Consider the following 17,957-nt stretch of genomic DNA (forward strand, 5'->3'; position numbering starts at 1 on the left):
AAGAGTTAGTTACTAAGTTTTCAAAAAGCAATATGAATAATAGTACAAACACACTAAATGATCAACTCGCTAACGAGTATTTAGAACGGGAAAATAAGGATAAACAGGTATTAGCTTTGCTGCTAGACAGGTTTTTAGAGAAGAAAGACCAAATTCTTGTCCAAAAGACTGAAATGGGTGGAACTGAGGCTTATGTAGGTTCTGTGACATTGGAATGGTTCGCGGGACGGGTACATTTTGCGTCTGGTTTACCCCTGCTGCAAAAAAAGTACAACCCAGACACAGAGAATATTGAAATTGACGCTGATAGTATTGATGAAATTCAACAACGTCCTGTTGATTGGTCGCGTCAAGCACCGTTAGTGCAGTATTTAGCAGCAAGAAAAAACCATAAATTTCCGGCTGTTTTGGTGGTAATTAATCAACCTTGGGTAGATAACCCCAAAGCAGCGGAGTGGGATAGTCAAGGAAGGGCTAAAAAAGCGACTACTGATTTTATACCTTTAGATAAAGATGGTAAAGTTGGTTTACTGAATATTTCTGAAGAAAATGTGACAATTTATGCTTTAGATGGTCAGCATAGATTAATGGGTGTCCAAGGTTTAATGGAGTTAATTAAATCTGGTAAACTCCAACGTTATAAAAAAGATAAAACTGCTGATGAAAGTTTTATTACTCTATCTGATTTAATCGAGAAATATCAAGTAGAACCTGCTTATTTACAAAATTTGCGTCAAGAAAAGATTGGGATTGAATTTATTTGTGCGGTGAATACTGGGGAAACTCATACAGAAGCAAAACGACGGGTAAGATCAATTTTTGTTCATGTGAATTTGATGGCTGCACCTTTAACTAAAGGTCAGTTAGCACAATTAAATGAAGATGATGGTTTTGCTATTGTAGCGCGAAAAATTGCGGTGACACATCCACTTTTAGAACAAAAACCAAATCGTAATCCCCGTGTTAATTGGAATAGTGCCACAGTCGCTGCTAATTCTACAGTTTTAACGACGCTGCAAGCCTTACAAGATATGTCTGAAAGGTATTTGGGGCAAAAGTTCCCCCATTGGAAACCTTTGGAAAAAGGGTTAATTCCCATGCGTCCAGAAAATGAAGAAATTCAGGAAGGAATTGCCGATTTTAAGCTACTTTTTGATAATTTAGCTAATCTTCCCAGTTATAAAATATTGGAACATGAAGAAACAACTGCTTTGCGTCGCTTCTATTTTGAAAAAGATGGTGGTGAGGGAAATATGTTATTTCGTCCAGTTTCTCAAGTTGCTTTAGCACAAGCTTTGGGAACTTTGGTATTTAAAAAAGGTTTTGCTTTGACGGATATTTTTAAGAAGTTGGAGAAATTTGACCGTCAAGGGGGTTTTAGTAGTATGGAATATCCTCAATCTTTATGGTATGGGGTTTTATATGACCCCAATAAAAAGCGGGTGCAGGTAGTAGGAAAAGATTTAGCTGTGAAGTTATTTATTTATATGTTGGGAGGAATGACTGAAAAAATGGAAGTTACTGCTTTACGTAAAGCTTTAGCTAATGCTAGGACGACAGAAGAACAAACTATAGGTTTTGATGGAAAGTTGGTCAAACCACAGGAGGTAGGGCTACCAGTTATTTTATAATAATGGCTAATTATGGCTGAAATATATGATAACGATGCCATTGTAAGGCTTCAATATCTGGAAAATATTTCTCTACTTTCGGTAATATGAGTATTTCCCCATGAAATTCCGTTATTGTTCTAGCATGGGGAGATACTTCTTCTAATTCTTTACTAACGATAATTTTGTATTTATCATCAACAGCAAACCAACCTCTATCAAAAGCCCAATGATGATTTTTACAAAGTGCTATGCCGTTATGTATTCTACTGTCATAGAAAGCAGAAAATGGCTTTATATGTGCGCCGTCAACAATATTTTGATTACCAGTTTTAGTAACTTTCAACCCACAAAAAGCGCATTGACAATCATATACAGAAACAACCGCTTTTCTAAAAAAAGCATTTCTAATTAGGGTTTTTTTTAAACTCCATTTAGGGTTGTTAGGTAAATTTTCAATATTATCTAGTTTTTCTACTTCTGGATAATCTTGAAAAGTCTGATTAATTTGTAGAAATTCCTCAATTTCATCTTCATTATCCGAGAAAAAAGCAGCTACAAGTGCATCAATTAATTCTTTTCGAGAAGATTCATTTTCTAAATAATTAAATAATTCACGGTCTAAATATGCGTATTCAACAGCTAATTTTAATTTGTTAGTTGTTTTTGGTTGTAAATTATTAAAACCTGCTTTTATTTGTACGTGCCAAAATCCCTCATTTTGCAGATGAAAAAATGGGTAGTGTAAACCCCCTTGATAAGATTGTGAGCCAATTACATCCCAATATTTATTAAAAGTTTGAATTAATTCATCTGAAACAAAAATTTGATTATTGGTAATAACTCCTCTCATAATCAAATCAATTACGGTTAAAAGTAATATTGGTTTATATTGAGCATTACCACGTTTTCGGCTATTACTTACTTTCAAGCTAGAGAATTTTTCACAATAAAAACGAAGATTATTCATGTTTAACTACTTTAGAAAATGGATCATTTTAAAAATCTACTTAAATTAAATTCTTCCTCTATGTTATTTTCTGGATAATCTCTTGCAGTAATTAAAATTACTAGAAGTTGTGCTGCATAATCAACAACTCCGCGCAATTCACTTTGTAATATTTCTAATCCACCATTAGCATACTCTTCAAATATTTGAGTCCGTTTATCCTCATATTCATCTTCCCTAGACGCAAGTATTTGGATATCACTGGTCTCAACAATTCCTAATAATTTTATAATTTTGTCATATCCAAGTGAAGCAAAATTGTCTTGTGGAATTGGAGAAGGATCTCTTTTTGTGGTATCTCCTAGAGGAACGCTTTTTTTATACTTTACGCCTAATGCTGCTGCAAATATCATCACCTCCACATAAGTCTGGAAAGGTCCCGGTGTTTCCTTAGACGCTAGTAACGATTTCACCAACTCAGCCTTATCTTGAGCAATTTTGATTCTATTTGCAGCCATAATTATAAAATCTACACCCTAAATATATTAAACCAAACCTAACTTACTAATACCATACTCTTATGCTCCTCTTTGCGCCTCTGCGCCTCTGCGTGAGAAAAAAATCAAAAAACATCCTCATAAACCAGAGAAAGAGGAAAAGTAAAATCAACACTAACTAAATGTACCTCATCACCCTCAACAAAAGGATGCAACTCCCATAAACCCTTCTCATTTAAGCGAAAACAATCCAAACCGATTTTATCAGCACTAATTAAAACATATTCCTGTAAAGATTCAATCCGTCTATATAGCTGAAACTTTCCCCCCCTATCATAAGCTTCCGTACTCGGAGAAAGCACTTCAACAATTAAACTAGGAAATTGAATAAACTTAATTGCTTTACCAGCAATATATTGAGGAGGTACAGCATAAATATTTAACGCTCGACACATTAAAGCAGCAACTTCACCTCTAGTAGCAGTTGCTTGAGGTTTTAACTTTTTGACATCAGGATAATTAACAACAATACTATTAATAGTTCCCGCAGCTATAGAACTTTGAGCATAATTAGGAATTAAATTAGCATCTTCAAAATAACGTTGTAATATCTGCGCTGGGTTAGAGACAGAAGCATAATTTTTTCCCCCAGCAACAACACCAATAATTTGCGCTCTGGGAATTGCTTGATTAGGTTGAAAAATATTTCCTGGATAACCAGAGAAAAAACCCTTTTGATAAGCAGAATTAATTGCTTTATATCCCCAATAATTAAGAGATACATCCTTAAATATTACCGCATTGCGTTTCACCGACGCATTAGGAAAAGCATTCAACATTAAAACCGCAGCTTCCGCGCGGGTAACAATTGCATTAGGACGAAAACTACCATCAGGATAACCAGAAAGTAACCTCCTTTCTCCTAACTCTTGAATACAATCTTTACCCCAATAATTTTGAGTATCAGAAAAAGCCAAAACACGAACAGGAAAAAAACTTAAACCAACCACCAACAAACAACTTCTAAATAACATTCTTCCTTTGCGTCCTTTGGGATTCTGTGTGAGATATATCAACTAAAAATTCCTAACAACCAACGATTCACTTCACCATCATCTTGAGTTAAACTCTTCTGAATAGCTTCCTTAACAATAGCGATTTGCAAACCTGGTAAAACCTTTGACTCCTCAATTCTTCTACTTCCTCCGTCAATAATTTCAAAAGCAATAATATCATGATTATTAGCATCCATTACCCAATATTCCTTTACACCCAAACGTTCATAGAGTAACCGCTTAAAACCCAAATCATCATTAATAGAAGAAGCAGCAACTTCCACAACTAGAGTCGGTGCTGCTAAATCATTAATATTCACAGGAGAATTATTCAAAGGAGGGAATTTTATTTTCTCACCAATATAAAAAGCTAAATCAGGTTGACATTCTCCTTCATTCATTCTGCGAAAACTGGTATTTACCCAACCTTTAATTTTAATATTTTTCAATGTCGCATAAAAATTCACAACATTGGCCACAACATTATTATTGTTTCCATGAATTGAACCAACAGGTGACATTTCTACCCTCATATAATTTTGATAAAAATAAAATCTTCCTTGCTGATAATCAGAATGTTCAACAAATTCTAGAAACTCATCCCAACTTACCTTTACCCAACTATCAGTAACCAAACTCAAAGAACTAACAACCATTTCTTTCTTCCTTTGCGCCTTTGCGTGAGACATTCTAACCTCGTTCCACTTCCACAATTTCCGTATATTCAAAACCATTCAAACTCTGTCTTACCAAAGCATATCTTTCCCTACCCAACTCAATAAAATCCTGTTCACAATTAGGCTTAGAAGAATAATAAACCAACACATATTCCTTACCAATCTTATCAGCAATTTCCTCCTCAACCTCCACCCGCCATTGCGTCTTAGTCACCAAAACAACCAACTGATTTGCTAACTTAGGAATAGTTCTAGCAATGTGACGACGAGAATTAGCATCTAAACTTCCAAAAGGAGAATCCATAACAATTGGAAAAGTGCTACTATCAGGAACCATCATCATTTTCCGCTTCTCACTCCAGTCTCGCACCTTATCAATAATACTAGCGATAAAAGATAAACTGAGAACTTGATTTTCACCCGTCGAAGCTGCGACTGGTGCTTCAATTCCCGTCGTATTTTCCACCAAACTCAACTCATACTTTTCGCTAATTTTGGGAACATAAGGAGTAAAAGAAATATCCGAGAAAATTTCCTGTACCCGCTGTTCTAATTGCAGACGAAACTGATTTTCTTGACGATTTTTAACTTCCGATAACCGTTCAATAGCATCTTGAGTAGCATTAATCCGCCGCTGTGCTAAAGATTGTTTTTCCTCATTTTGTTTTTGCTTAGATATTTGTTTTATCAAAGCATCAATAGCTGTTTTCAGGTGAGAAACTTCCTGTTGATTTGCACCATGTTCTCGATTCAACTCATCAATTTTCGCTTCAATTTCATCAAGACGTTTTTGTAAACTACTAATTTCCTCATTCGGATCTTTTCGTAATTGTTCTTGAATAGTTGCTAATTCCAGTTCAACTTGACTGAGATTTTCCCTTAACTGTTGAATTCGTACTTGTTCCCTATCCGCTTCTTCCCAAAAAGCAACTGCTTGTTTATCAATTTCATCAACTTGTGCGCTCATTCTAATTGCGGTTTCTTCCACAGTCGAAGAACCTGCTTTTTTCATCAAATTCTTCACATGAAAATGAGTATGCGTTCCTTCCCTTAAATCTGCGCCACAAATACAACGCCCACTAGTGAGTAAATCATTCACAAATTCCCGTGAAATTCCCGCAGTCAATTCACCCTTTTGTTTTAAATCTGTGAATATTTCCCGAAACTTAGTCGTAGTTTCTGACAACAAAACAGTATAACCCCGTGCGGAAATAACCTTTTTCAAATTCTCCCGTGTTTTCTTCAACTCCTCCCGTAAACTATCTTTTTGAGATTCTAAACTTTGCTTTCTTTCCTGTAATTCCTTAACAGCACTCAATTCTCGTAACTTATTACCAACTTCCTTTTTAAAAGTTTGTTGATATTCCAACTCTTGATTTATTTCCGTTTGACGTTTATTGATATTGTCAATTTCTAATTCTTGCTTTTCTTGCTGAGTCAATAACTGTTTAGTTTCCGCATCACCAATATGTTTTAACTCAGTTTCCAACGACTTCTTAGCATCTTTCAAGTGTTTAATAGAAAGTTCAATCACTTCTACACCTAAAAAAGTTCTAATTGCTTCAGAAATTTCCGCCTTATTATCAGAACGAACAATTTCCTCAATCCGTTCACCGTCAAAGAAAAAATATTGATGTAAACTTGCTGGTAAAATCTGAGTAATAATTTCCTCCGCTTGCTGAAGAGGAAAATACCATTTTCCATCATCTCCAGCAACTTGAATTTTCAACTGAGTTTTCCCAGCTTCAATCACATCACTTTCATTTTTATAAACCCGACAACCACGAGTAGCACGATAACGATTACTTTCATGTTCCCAACCAACTTCCACCCAACATTCCACAGGTTGACTAGGTTGAGATTCCGCAATGGCACGTTTATTTACTAACTGTTCAGTTGACGCAAAAGCCGCACTAAATTTTTCATATAAAACCCAAGTAAACGCATTCAAAATACTAGTTTTACCTGCGCCATTACTACCATAAATCATCGTCGTATTACGAACATCTCCACCAGCTAAAATTATCTCCGGAGTTTTCCCATAAAAAGAACGAAAATTACATAATTTAATAGAAGTTAGCTTCATTGCACCGCTTCCTTCACAATAGTGAGAATATCATCATTAATATGACCCTTACTTTTCCGATCTAATCTGCTTTTCTCCAGTCTCCATACCTTCTCAATAATTTGCTTTACCTCCGGTGGTGCGCTAGTAATTGGTTCTTGAACATCATCAATATTTGCTTCTGGAATCATTTCAAAATAGCAATAGATTTATTTTCCATTTTAACCATTTCTGATACTATAAATATAACCCACACAAAAATTCTCTAAAACCCTTCTTCCTTCTTTTCTTCCTTCGCTTCCTTCGTCCCTTCGTGGTTCATTTCTCATAATTCCTACATAAATACAAGTATTAAATTATATTTAAGTAGAAAAAAAATTTCTTTTTTTGAGGTTTTGGGGGTTGACTTGCGCCGCTAGGGATGATATTCTGATAATGGGAATGCGTGCTTTCATAAAAATTTTATCACCACTCCATTATATTAATATAGCACATCGCCGGCGATGTTGCAAGCCAAACCCCGAAAAAAAATTCGCCCCAGACACAAAACTGAGAAATTGTGTAGAATTGCTGTGTGTAACGTTGAATCTGGATAATGAATTTTAATTTACAAGCACCTTTTGTACCTACGGGTGATCAACCGCAAGCGATCGCTCAACTTTCTGCTAGTATTCAAAAAGGAAATCATTATCAAACATTACTGGGTGCGACAGGAACAGGAAAGACATTTTCCATAGCCGCAGTCATAGAAAAAGTCGGTAAACCAACCCTAGTATTAGCACATAATAAAACATTAGCAGCCCAGTTGTGTAACGAACTGCGGGAGTTTTTTCCTAATAATGCAGTTGAGTATTTTGTCAGTTATTACGATTACTATCAACCCGAAGCATACCTACCTGTTACTGATACTTATATAGAAAAAACATCAGCAATTAATGAAGAAATAGATATGCTACGACATTCCGCCACCCGGTCCTTATTTGAACGTCGGGATGTGATTGTTGTCGCTTCCATTAGTTGTATTTATGGGTTAGGAATGCCGGCGGAATACCTCAAAGCTGCAATTCGTTTACAACTGGGAATGGAAATTGATCCACGTCAAGTTCTACGAGATTTAACAGCAGTCCAATATACCCGCAACGACATCGAAATGGGGAGGGGGAAATTCCGAGTTCGGGGTGATGTTTTAGAAATTTCTCCTGCTTACGAAGATAGAATTATTCGTGTAGAATTCTTTGGTGATGAAATTGATGCAATTAGATATGTAGATCCTGTTAGCGGTGAAATTCTCAACAGTTTAGAAGCAGTAAATATCTACCCAGCCCGTCACTTTGTTACCCCCAAAGAAAGAGTAGAACTAGCTTGTGAAGATATAGCCACAGAATTAAAATACCAACAATCAACATTAGAATCAATGGGTAAATTAGTTGAAGCGCAACGCATTGATCAACGCACCCGTTATGATTTGGAAATGTTACGAGAGGTGGGATATTGTAACGGCGTAGAAAATTATTCCCGTCATTTAGCAGGAAGAGAAGCAGGAGAACCACCAGAATGTTTAGTTGATTATTTTCCTAAAGATTGGTTATTAGTTATAGATGAATCTCATGTTAGTGTTCCCCAATTGCGAGGAATGTATAACGGAGATCAAGCTAGGAAAAAAGTATTAATAGATCATGGTTTTCGGCTTCCCAGTGCGGCGGATAATCGTCCTTTAAAAGCCGAAGAATTTTGGCAAAAAGTCAATCAATGTATTTTCGTTTCTGCGACTCCAGGAAATTGGGAATTAGAGATTTCCGAAGAGAATATTATTGAACAAGTAATTAGACCAACAGGAGTAATTGATCCAGAAATATTTGTGCGTCCCACGGAAGGACAAATTGATGATTTATTAGGAGAAATAAAAGATCGAGTTGACCGTCAAGAAAGAACTTTAGTTACCACATTAACTAAACGTATGGCGGAAGATTTGACCGAATATTTAGAAGAAAGGGGAATTCGGATTAGATATCTGCATTCAGAAATTAATTCAATTCAACGGATTGAGATATTACAAGATTTACGAAATGGTGTTTTTGATGTGTTAGTTGGTGTAAACCTCCTCAGAGAAGGTTTAGATTTACCCGAAGTTTCTTTAGTGGCGATTATGGACGCGGATAAAGAAGGATTTTTACGAACTGAACGTTCTTTAATTCAAACTATCGGAAGGGCGGCGCGTCACATTAGAGGAAAAGCAATTTTATATGCTGATAAACTCACAGGGAGTATGATTAAAGCCATTGATGAAACTGATAGAAGAAGGGGAATTCAAACTGCTTATAACAAACTGCATGGAATTACACCACAACCAATTATTAAAAAACAAAGTAATTCGATTTTATCATTTTTAGATGCTTCCCGACGATTAAATGCCACTGATTTAAAAATGGTTGATGAACATTTAGATGAATTATCGTTGGAAGATATTCCAGAGTTAATTGTACTGTTAGAGAAACAGATGAAAGAAGCAGCGAAGAAGATGGAATTTGAAGAAGCTGCAAAATTACGCGATCGCATTAAACATCTGCGAGATAAAATGTTGGGTAGATAAACTAAATTTATAATTAACGCCTTACTAACTTCTTTTGCATAGCAGCATCTTGAATAACATATTTATTGCTAGTAAACACCTGAATACCTGGAACAACACTATAATCCATATCATCAGTAATAATCTTAACTGTTCCTGCTCCTGCTTTGCTAATAGCTTCAAGCATCAGCAAATCATAACCATCAACTGCTTGAGTGGTAAATCGGTTAATAGCAGCATCAGTTGTTGCGTCATCTACTGTTAAATCAATAGGAATTGCAATTTTTTTGATTCGTCGCCAAGTAAACTGAACTTCAGCGACTACATTAGCTCTTTCTGTTGGATAATCATGACGGTATTTCTTAAAGTGTAAATATCCATTAGATTGAACATAAATATCATATTCTGTTTTCTCAATAATATGAGCAAGTTCAGCTAAAGTGAGTCCAGAATAAGTAAGAGTAGCTCCATTTTGGCGTGTTTTGTTGATATAGTTGGGATAATCTGTAATTTGGTAACGTTTAGCCGTAAATGCAGCATTTGTATAAGTTTGCCAAAACCAGATGTTGGTATCTACAAAGAAAATGTCACTTTGCTGTGGTATGTCAGTTGTGATATCTATGATATCAGCTTGAATAATTGCCATACCTCAAAAACTTGCAGCCATATCTGTTATCACCGTATCCACAGCATTACGATATTTTTCATCAGAGTAATAACGTTTAGCTCTAGTCATTACGTGATTAATAACATCCCAACCATCAGCATTGAGAGAGGTAAATTCAAGTAATTGATTCAACTTTTCAGATGGAATATCTTTCAACAATTGACCAAATGCAAAATTCACAAATGGAGATGCAAAAATCTTCACTCCTGCAAAATCTAATTCCACTGTTTCATCACTTAGTAAACATGGATGAATCTGATCATATAACCTTTGTCCACCATCAGGAGTTATGGCATACTCACCAACTATATCGTAAACTTTATACATCATGTCCTTATCTCCCTCTCTCTAGAGCTTCAGCTTCTTGAGTTTAGGAACTTCTGAAGCTAAACAATAGTATTTTTCATCACATCGAAAAGCTATATTGACTAGCGTTCCTGAAAAGTTAGTACAAATGTTTTCGTATTTAACTCTATTATCCCCTATATTGACATAGCTGTCATTACTGAAAATCATCAGATTTCCATGATTTTTTTGGACAAATTCTTGTAGGATGTGTAAACCTTCACCCTGTCGGACACCTCGCTGCTTGGTGCTATTTCCTGGCTTAAATGCCCACTCTAGAGCCTCAATAGATGTCATTGCTGCATTTTCGGGTAAAGTACGAACACTATTAGAAATACCAATCCCAAAGTCAACCACCGTTAACTGAAGAGTACCTGAAGTAGTGTAATGTTGACCGCAGCTAAATACACCTATGGGAGAATTGCTATGTTCAAAGGCATTAAAGTATATTTCTACAACTTTACCTGCGATCGCATTCTGTAATCCAGAACTGATATTAACCCAACCTTTACCCAGCCATTTATATCCTAAGTAGTCAGCAATGGCTATAGGGTCGTGTTGAGTATCACTTCGATAAGGTACGGAGTTACCATCCCAAGGTTTCTGATTGTAGCCAAAATCATAGAGGAATCCATTTTGAGCCAAATTCACACGGATTTTCTCTATAAGCGTATCCCATAGGAACTTGACCTTCCCACCCCTGTATTCAAATAGACGAACTATTCCGCCTAAAAAGGCAACGCCAATGTGTCCTAAGAATGTGCAATAGTGGAAATCAATTATCAATTCTAAGCAATCTTCAGGGAGTTGCAATATCTCATACCAGTCTTTCAAAAGCATCTCTACATGGCGCGGATAGTCTCTTATTGTATCCACATACAAAACTGGTGGTTGATTTTCGGTAATTATTAATGACAAAACAACTCCAAATAATTATGATTCTCTAGAATTTTGACCATTAGATGTCAATAATACTAGATGTCATAACCTCATTGGTTATTTTTGGCTAGAGTAGTATATTTTTATCCTTCGCATTAAACATCTTCGAGATAAAATGTTAGGAAGATAGATAATATATATCAAAGGTGATTATTCTGTAACTTTTCCTCTAGTCAACTTAATTTGTCCACGCTTGTTTTTACTATCGAGACGTTTTCTTTGAGAATTGCGACTTGGTTTAGTTCGTTTGCGTTTTCGTGGTAAAACAGACACACTTTTGACTAGTTCCTGAAGTCGTCTGAAAGCCTCCTCCTTATTCTGTTCTTGACTGCGGTATTCCTGCGCTTTAATCACCACAACTCCCTCAATAGTAATGCGGTGATCTTTCAATTTCAAAAGCCTTTCCTTATAGATTTCTGGTAACGACGAAGCCCCAATATCAAAGCGCAAATGAATAGCAGTAGCCACCTTATTAACATTTTGACCACCTGCACCCTGAGAACGAATTGCACTAATTTCAATATCGCTATCAGGAATAATTACAGTATTAGAAATTTCTATCATAGTAATTTAGATCCATAGCTCATAATATTAACATACAGCAGTTTTAACTCTTGAATTCTCTTTGCGCCTCTGCGCCTCTGCGTGAGACATCAAAATTTCCATCCCCGCAAATGCTTATGAACCACCGCTAAATACCACATATAATCATCAAGTTTGTAATCATCAGCAGCCTTAACAATATATTCCCGCGCTAACTCCAAATTACCCTCAACCTCATAATATAAACCCAAATAAAGATGACTGTAGAACTTACCCTTTAAACCTGCCAACTTTCCCACATTCAAAACATCATCTTTTGAACAATTACCAGCAAAGAAATCATATATAGATAGCATAATTTTCCGAGGATCATTTTTCACAAGTAATAGAGAATTACGAGCTTCTTCAACACCTGATAACTTCGCCATACAAAGATATCGCCAAACAGTTTCCTCCACATCTTGAGCATTAACAGTCAAATCAATCTCAAACTGTTTTGCACCCTCAGCAAATCGTTCAGCATAATAATAAGATAAACCCCGTTGCCAAAGATAAGGAGTAATTTGAACATCTAACCTTTCAGCAGTATCAAAATCTTGAATTGATTCCTCAATTTTTGCCAACTTAAAATAAACCATGCCTCGACGAATATAAGCACTAGCATTATTTGGCTGCTTACTAATAGAATTGTTCCACTGCTGGAGTTGATTTTCTAGAGAATTGGTAAAAAACATATTGGTAATTGGTGATTGGTAGAAGGCTTAATTAATCTACTTTTTTAATTTTTAATTTTTAACTCCACCCTGCGGTACTAGCTTATAATTACCAATGGGCTGATGCTCTGTACTCGTAAATTAAAGGGGAATAGATGACAATTAAGCGGTTGCTGTTACTGGGGCTAACATTGTTAGCGATAATGTTGTCAGGGTTATCTTTATTGAATAGCTGGCAAAAACCTCAATTCCAAAGTCGTCTAGAATTATATCAGACTAATATTATCTTACAAGCCCAAGCATGGCAACCAGAAGATAGCAGCGACAAAAATATTCAAACGATTCAAGAATCTATTCTGGGTGCAAATCCTCAGATGAGCGCGACAAAGCAATATAAAGAAGCGAGTGAATCTGTCCAAACCAGTTTAAAGACAACTAAGGAAAAATTAGTAAAACTGCAATCGTCAGCACCTACTCCTGTTTTATCTCTCTCTGTAGAGGAAAAAAGGTTACAAAAATCTATCCAGCAACAACAAAAATTGTTAGCAGAATTAGATTTGCGTCTAGGGATTTTGCAAACACAGCAACAGGAAATAGACAATGCTATTAAAACTTGGAGTCAATTACCACAATACTCAAATATCAACCCCAAATATCAAGAAACCGCTGAAGTATTAAGTGGAATGTGGAGTAACCCTCCGCGTCTATTTCCCAAAGCTGAACAACTAATTCAACAAAACTTAGATAGTTGGTTTCGTTCAACGGCGTTAGAGAAATTATATCAACTCCAACAACGTCAAGAAGCTTTATCATCTCTAAAAATTGCCCAACAAGAAGCAGCAACTCAAGCATTATTAAAATTAGCTATAATTGCTACTATCCCCACCTTAACAGCCTTGCTAGGTACAATTATACTGATTTTCTTATTGCTTCAAAGGTTATTTAAAGGTCGAGAATCACTATTAGCAAGAAATGGCGATTTAGTTTGGTCAACTCCTTGGAATTGGGAAATAATTATCCAGGTTTTCGTCCTTGGCTTTTTCTTAATGGGGCAATTATTTATCCCCGAAATATTATCTATTTTGCCGATTCCGCGGGGGACAGGTAATGCCAGAATTGAGGCTTTTGTCGTTTTAGTTAGTTATCTGTTAGTGGCTTTTGGTTCTTTGTCAGTTCTGTATTTTTCCATTAGACGGTTTTTCCCCCTTCCTGAAAACTGGTTTCGCTGCAAATTCTTCAGTAATTGGTTTTTTTGGGGACTGGGTGGCTATTGTGCAGCTTTACCCATTGTGGTGATAGTATCCTTGATTAATCAAAAATTATGGCAAGGACAAGGTGGCAGTAATCCACTATTGCAAATGGCACTAGAAAGCCGGGATAATACAGCATTGGGGATATTTTTCTTTACCGCAGCCGTGGCCGCACCATTTTTTGAAGAATTCCTATTTAGGGGCTTTTTATTACCATCCCTGACTCGTTATACATCCGTTTGGGGAGCAATTTTCGCCAGTAGTTTGTTATTTGCGGCTGCTCACCTCAGTTTAGCGGAAATACTACCTTTGACAGCATTGGGAATGGTATTAGGAGTAGTTTACACGCGATCGCGCAATTTACTCGCCCCCATGCTCCTCCACAGTCTTTGGAATAGTGGCACATTAATCAGTTTGTTTCTTTTAGGTAGTAATAATTAGGGCGTTTATTCCTAGTTGTAGAGACGTTCCATGGAACGTCTCTACGATCTTTTTTGGAAATGTCTATTAAATGCTAGACAAAAATAGGCTTATAACTATCTAGTTATAGGTTAAATTATCTTGAAATAACTTTTAAAAAAATCCTCCGGATATCTCCAAAATAGATATGTAGAAAAATCTATATTGTTATATCTTTGTTTGCCATTTTCAGAATTATTCATACCTTGAAAATTGCAAATATGCTACACAATATTTTCTGCCAAATTGGCTACATTTTATCTAAAAATTTGATATTTTTACGCTCATTCTTGAGGAGCATTTCATCATTATCTAAATCATAGCTAGTCAAAGCCCAGTGATGTTTGATAGCACAGCTTGATGTCAAACATGGTTTGATCTGTATTTTCCTATTCCTTAAATTTTATAATTCATCTATCAAGGAGCATAACTAAATATGAGTAATCTCAACCCCTCTCATACCACCAAACAACTATTAGCCGGCTATGCTGGAATTATCTTTGGTGGATTTGGACTGCATAAGTTTATTTTGGGTTATCCATCCGAAGGTTTTATTATGTTAGTAATTTCTGTAGTTGGTGGCTCTTTCACCTACGGTTTTGCATTAATAGTTATGCAACTCATCGGTTTAATTGAAGCCATGATTTATTTAAATAAACCCCATGAAGAATTCGTTAATACCTATTTTGTTAATAAACAAGGTTGGTTTTAAAAGATTTGATATGCACATTTTTAAGCAAAAACAGATACACTGGCTCATTTTGGTGATGATGAGTATGGGATATTTTAGTGTTGTATCAAATTGGGAAATAACTTTTTTTTACAAAAGCCTAATTTTGATGTTGCCTATACAATTAACTGCTATAATTTACACTACGAGAATAAAATTATAATTCTTGTGGTAGCGATGATTTGAATGTCAACTATTCTTGGTTTGTTGGGTTATGGCTTCGCCACACTTCGTGAACGTTCCTTAACCCAAGCTACGTGATTTCATTGTTTTGAGCTTAACTGACAAGTATTGAGACGTGAGGGATCTCAAGAAACTTAATATTCTTTCACTTGGTCAAAGTTGCAGATTTCGCCTAACCTCAAAGTAGAGACGCTGATTGTCAAGCCTCTAAATAACAAAAGCAAATCTCAAAACTGACCATGCAACTGATCCCAAAAACTGAAATAGTCCCAGAATCCGCCCTTCCCCAAACAGTATTGAACTTAGAGAAAATTATTTTAGATGTTGGGGGAATGAAGTGTGCAGGATGTGTAAAAGCAGTAGAAAAACAACTAACTCAGCATCCAGGAGTCAAAAGTGTTTGTGTCAACCTAGCAACAGAAGTTGCTGTAGTAGAGACAGAAATTGGTACTGTAGATGCAAATGCACTAGCACAGGGATTAACAGCCACAGGATTTCCTAGCCAATTGCGGACTGCTAAACGTGCGGGTGAGCAATCTGCAAACTCTAATCTCGAAGCCAGACATCGCCAAGAAATGGAGGCGACAATTAGACAGTTGCTAATTGCTAGTTTACTACTGGTACTATCAGGAATTGGACATTTTGGTAATATTGGTAGCTCCATTTTCCCGATTTTAAATGACATCTGGTTTCATTGTGGACTAGCAACGATCGCGATCATTATTCCCGGTAGACCAATTTTAGTAGAAGGTTGGCAAGGTTGGCGACGAGGTGCGCCGAATATGAATACTCTCATCGGCTTGGGAACACTCACAGCTTATACTGCAAGTTTGGTGGCGCTGTTGTTTCCCCAAATGGGTTGGGAGTGCTTTTTTGATGAACCCGTGATGATGTTGGGTTTTATTCTTTTGGGTAGAACTTTAGAAAAACAGGCTAGAGGACGCGCAGCCACAGCATTTCGGCAATTGTTAGCCCTTGCACCCCAAACAGCCAGATTGATTATTAACCCAGAATCGGAAAAATTAATCGCTGGCGCAAATATTATGGAAATTCCCGCGGAACAAGTGCGCGTGGGGGAATGGTTGCAGGTGCTACCAGGGGATAAAGTGCCGGTGGATGGGGAAATTCGCTTTGGCCAAACTACCATAGATGAGGCGATGCTGACTGGGGAAGCAGTCCCTGTATTGAAGCAACTAGGAGATCCTGTCATCGGTGGGACTTTGAACCAATCAGGAGCGATCGCAATTCAAGCTACTCGCACTGGTGATGATACAACTCTAGCTCAAATCGTGGCTTTGGTAGAAGCTGCTCAAACTCGTAAAGCCCCAGTTCAAAAATTAGCTGATACGGTAGCTGGTTATTTTACCTACGGTGTCTTAACAGCCGCTGGTTTAACATTTGCATTTTGGTATTTGTTGGGAACTCACATCTGGCCAGAAGTTACCATGTCCGGTGGGATGGAAATGGCTCACAATATGGGACATAATCCCCAACATTTATTACCTCAAAGTCAATATTCCTCCTTTTTAATTAGTTTAAAATTAGCGATCGCTGTCATGGTAGTTGCTTGTCCCTGTGCTTTAGGATTAGCTACCCCTACCGCTATCTTGGTGGGGACGGGTATGGGTGCAGAAAAAGGACTATTAATCAAAGGTGGTGATGTTTTAGAAAAAGTCCACAAACTAGATACTGTAGTTTTTGATAAAACCGGCACTCTCACCACAGGTAAACCCACGGTAACTGATTGTGTAGTTGTAGCAGAATCAGCTTTACCATTATCCTTAATTCAACTAGCCGCAGCAGTGGAAAGTGGTACTTATCATCCCCTGGCTACAGCTATTCAACAGGAAGCTAAACGACAAGAGTTAACTATTCCCCATGCTGTAGACTTCCACACAGAACCAGGAATGGGTGTATCTGCTGTCGTCACCGGCAAAAATGTCCTGCTAGGTAATTGGGAATGGTTAAATTATCACCAAATTAAGATTAGTGAAACCGCAGAACAACAAGGACAACAATTAGCCACAGCCGGAAAAACAGTAATTGGTGTAGCTGTAGATGGAACTTTAACCGGATTAATTGCCGTTAGTGATACCCTCAGACCAGATGCTAAAACCGCAGTAGACAAACTCCGACAAATGGGTTTGCGGGTGATGATCCTCAGTGGTGATAGATTAGAAGCAGTCAAAGCGATCGCCCAACAACTCGGTATAGATAACGCCGATATCATGGCTGGTATCCCCCCATCCCAAAAAGCTACTACCATTCAATCTCTTCAGTCTGGGACAGCCAAATCAATCGTAGCTATGGTAGGAGATGGCATTAATGATGCCCCAGCCCTATCCCAAGCAGATGTAGGCATAGCTTTACACTCTGGTACAGATGTAGCAATAGAAACTGCGGAAATTATCTTGATGCGAAATTCTATTACTGATGTTGTAAAATCTATTCAGCTAAGTCGCGCTACTTTCAATACTATCCGCCAAAATTTATTTTGGGCTTTTGCCTATAATACGATAGGTATTCCTCTAGCGGCTGGTGTATTATTACCTAGCTGGGGTTTTGTCCTCAGTCCCTCCAGCGCCGCAGCATTAATGGCTTTTAGCTCTGTTAGTGTTGTGACTAACTCAATTTTATTAAGGAGGTTTTTCCTATAGTGAATTGTTTTTCTTGTCTGTTGTAACTAGTAGTAATTGCCGAAAAATA

16 protein-coding genes are annotated in these 17,957 nt (G+C 36.9%); 5 read left to right on the forward strand and 11 right to left on the reverse strand.

The window, feature by feature from the left end:
* Positions 1–32 precede the first annotated feature (32 nt).
* Entirely contained in the window at positions 33–1,631 is a 1,599-nt protein-coding gene (locus FJR38_RS12425) for a DGQHR domain-containing protein (protein WP_168494441.1), read from the forward strand.
* A gap of 10 nt (positions 1,632–1,641) precedes the next feature.
* Here the strand turns inward: FJR38_RS12425 and FJR38_RS12430 are convergent, their stop codons facing one another.
* The 6 genes from FJR38_RS12430 to FJR38_RS12460 all read right to left on the reverse strand — a co-directional run bounded on the left by FJR38_RS12430 (position 1,642) and on the right by FJR38_RS12460 (position 7,044).
* Complete coding sequence (locus FJR38_RS12430) at positions 1,642–2,580, reverse strand: HNH endonuclease (protein ID WP_168494442.1); 939 nt, start codon at positions 2,578–2,580, stop codon at positions 1,642–1,644.
* A gap of 23 nt (positions 2,581–2,603) precedes the next feature.
* The gene (locus FJR38_RS12435; protein ID WP_168494445.1) at positions 2,604–3,077 is read right to left on the reverse strand and encodes a DNA phosphorothioation-associated protein 4; all 474 of its coding nucleotides are present in this window, start codon (positions 3,075–3,077) and stop codon (positions 2,604–2,606) included.
* Between the two features lie 104 nt (positions 3,078–3,181).
* Positions 3,182–4,090, reverse strand: coding sequence for an S-layer homology domain-containing protein (locus FJR38_RS12445; protein ID WP_371418191.1), 909 nt, complete (start codon positions 4,088–4,090; stop codon positions 3,182–3,184).
* A gap of 38 nt (positions 4,091–4,128) precedes the next feature.
* Positions 4,129–4,800, reverse strand: coding sequence for a Uma2 family endonuclease (locus FJR38_RS12450; RefSeq protein WP_254449445.1), 672 nt, complete (start codon positions 4,798–4,800; stop codon positions 4,129–4,131).
* 1 nt (position 4,801) lies between these two features.
* On the reverse strand, positions 4,802–6,874 hold the full coding sequence (locus tag FJR38_RS12455) for an AAA family ATPase (protein ID WP_168537345.1): 2,073 nt from the start codon (positions 6,872–6,874) through the stop codon (positions 4,802–4,804).
* On the reverse strand, positions 6,871–7,044 hold the full coding sequence (locus FJR38_RS12460) for a hypothetical protein (RefSeq protein WP_168494378.1): 174 nt from the start codon (positions 7,042–7,044) through the stop codon (positions 6,871–6,873). Before FJR38_RS12460 ends, FJR38_RS12455 begins: the two co-directional genes overlap by 4 nt.
* Positions 7,045–7,445: 401 nt before the next feature.
* Here FJR38_RS12460 and uvrB point away from each other — a divergent pair, with 401 nt between their 5' ends.
* Entirely contained in the window at positions 7,446–9,443 is a 1,998-nt protein-coding gene (gene uvrB / locus FJR38_RS12465) for an excinuclease ABC subunit UvrB (protein ID WP_168537708.1), read from the forward strand.
* Positions 9,444–9,456: 13 nt separating this feature from the next.
* Here uvrB and FJR38_RS12470 read toward each other — a convergent pair whose 3' ends face one another.
* The 5 genes from FJR38_RS12470 to FJR38_RS12490 all read right to left on the reverse strand — a co-directional run bounded on the left by FJR38_RS12470 (position 9,457) and on the right by FJR38_RS12490 (position 12,650).
* Complete coding sequence (locus FJR38_RS12470; protein WP_168494453.1) at positions 9,457–10,068, reverse strand: hypothetical protein; 612 nt, start codon at positions 10,066–10,068, stop codon at positions 9,457–9,459.
* A 3-nt stretch (positions 10,069–10,071) separates the two neighbouring features.
* Positions 10,072–10,419 (reverse strand): STAS-like domain-containing protein, encoded by a 348-nt coding sequence (locus tag FJR38_RS12475; protein WP_168494455.1) that lies wholly within the window; start codon positions 10,417–10,419, stop codon positions 10,072–10,074.
* An 18-nt stretch (positions 10,420–10,437) separates the two neighbouring features.
* Entirely contained in the window at positions 10,438–11,352 is a 915-nt protein-coding gene (locus tag FJR38_RS12480) for a hypothetical protein (RefSeq protein WP_217360017.1), read from the reverse strand.
* A gap of 171 nt (positions 11,353–11,523) precedes the next feature.
* Positions 11,524–11,937 carry an alternative ribosome rescue aminoacyl-tRNA hydrolase ArfB gene (gene arfB, locus FJR38_RS12485; RefSeq protein ID WP_168537346.1) on the reverse strand — a complete coding sequence of 138 codons (414 nt, stop codon included), beginning with the start codon at positions 11,935–11,937 and terminating at the stop codon, positions 11,524–11,526.
* Between the two features lie 89 nt (positions 11,938–12,026).
* Entirely contained in the window at positions 12,027–12,650 is a 624-nt protein-coding gene (locus tag FJR38_RS12490; RefSeq protein WP_168537348.1) for a hypothetical protein, read from the reverse strand.
* A 134-nt stretch (positions 12,651–12,784) separates the two neighbouring features.
* Between FJR38_RS12490 and FJR38_RS12495 the strand changes: the two genes are divergently transcribed.
* The 3 genes from FJR38_RS12495 to FJR38_RS12505 all read left to right on the forward strand — a co-directional run bounded on the left by FJR38_RS12495 (position 12,785) and on the right by FJR38_RS12505 (position 17,908).
* Positions 12,785–14,320 (forward strand): CPBP family intramembrane glutamic endopeptidase, encoded by a 1,536-nt coding sequence (locus tag FJR38_RS12495; RefSeq protein WP_168537350.1) that lies wholly within the window; start codon positions 12,785–12,787, stop codon positions 14,318–14,320.
* Between the two features lie 454 nt (positions 14,321–14,774).
* On the forward strand, positions 14,775–15,050 hold the full coding sequence (locus tag FJR38_RS12500; protein ID WP_168494464.1) for a TM2 domain-containing protein: 276 nt from the start codon (positions 14,775–14,777) through the stop codon (positions 15,048–15,050).
* Positions 15,051–15,490: 440 nt separating this feature from the next.
* Positions 15,491–17,908: a cation-translocating P-type ATPase gene (locus FJR38_RS12505; protein ID WP_168537352.1), complete on the forward strand. Its 2,418-nt coding sequence runs from the start codon at positions 15,491–15,493 to the stop codon at positions 17,906–17,908.
* Positions 17,909–17,957: the final 49 nt, after the last annotated feature.

The organism is Anabaena sp. UHCC 0253 (assembly GCF_009712085.1).
Lineage (GTDB): Bacteria > Cyanobacteriota > Cyanobacteriia > Cyanobacteriales > Nostocaceae > Dolichospermum.

What these genes read in the sequence shown, in the direction of transcription:
- FJR38_RS12425 (WP_168494441.1), top strand. Translation starts at nt 33, where the DNA reads ATGAATAATAGTACAAACACACTAAATGATCAACTCGCTAACGAGTAT.
- FJR38_RS12430 (WP_168494442.1), bottom strand. Translation starts at nt 2,580, where the DNA reads ATGAATAATCTTCGTTTTTATTGTGAAAAATTCTCTAGCTTGAAAGTA.
- FJR38_RS12435 (WP_168494445.1), bottom strand. Translation starts at nt 3,077, where the DNA reads ATGGCTGCAAATAGAATCAAAATTGCTCAAGATAAGGCTGAGTTGGTG.
- FJR38_RS12445 (WP_371418191.1), bottom strand. Translation starts at nt 4,090, where the DNA reads ATGTTATTTAGAAGTTGTTTGTTGGTGGTTGGTTTAAGTTTTTTTCCT.
- FJR38_RS12450 (WP_254449445.1), bottom strand. Translation starts at nt 4,800, where the DNA reads ATGTCTCACGCAAAGGCGCAAAGGAAGAAAGAAATGGTTGTTAGTTCT.
- FJR38_RS12455 (WP_168537345.1), bottom strand. Translation starts at nt 6,874, where the DNA reads ATGAAGCTAACTTCTATTAAATTATGTAATTTTCGTTCTTTTTATGGG.
- FJR38_RS12460 (WP_168494378.1), bottom strand. Translation starts at nt 7,044, where the DNA reads ATGATTCCAGAAGCAAATATTGATGATGTTCAAGAACCAATTACTAGC.
- FJR38_RS12470 (WP_168494453.1), bottom strand. Translation starts at nt 10,068, where the DNA reads ATGGCAATTATTCAAGCTGATATCATAGATATCACAACTGACATACCA.
- FJR38_RS12475 (WP_168494455.1), bottom strand. Translation starts at nt 10,419, where the DNA reads ATGATGTATAAAGTTTACGATATAGTTGGTGAGTATGCCATAACTCCT.
- arfB (WP_168537346.1), bottom strand. Translation starts at nt 11,937, where the DNA reads ATGATAGAAATTTCTAATACTGTAATTATTCCTGATAGCGATATTGAA.
- FJR38_RS12490 (WP_168537348.1), bottom strand. Translation starts at nt 12,650, where the DNA reads ATGTTTTTTACCAATTCTCTAGAAAATCAACTCCAGCAGTGGAACAAT.
- FJR38_RS12495 (WP_168537350.1), top strand. Translation starts at nt 12,785, where the DNA reads ATGACAATTAAGCGGTTGCTGTTACTGGGGCTAACATTGTTAGCGATA.
- FJR38_RS12500 (WP_168494464.1), top strand. Translation starts at nt 14,775, where the DNA reads ATGAGTAATCTCAACCCCTCTCATACCACCAAACAACTATTAGCCGGC.
- FJR38_RS12505 (WP_168537352.1), top strand. Translation starts at nt 15,491, where the DNA reads ATGCAACTGATCCCAAAAACTGAAATAGTCCCAGAATCCGCCCTTCCC.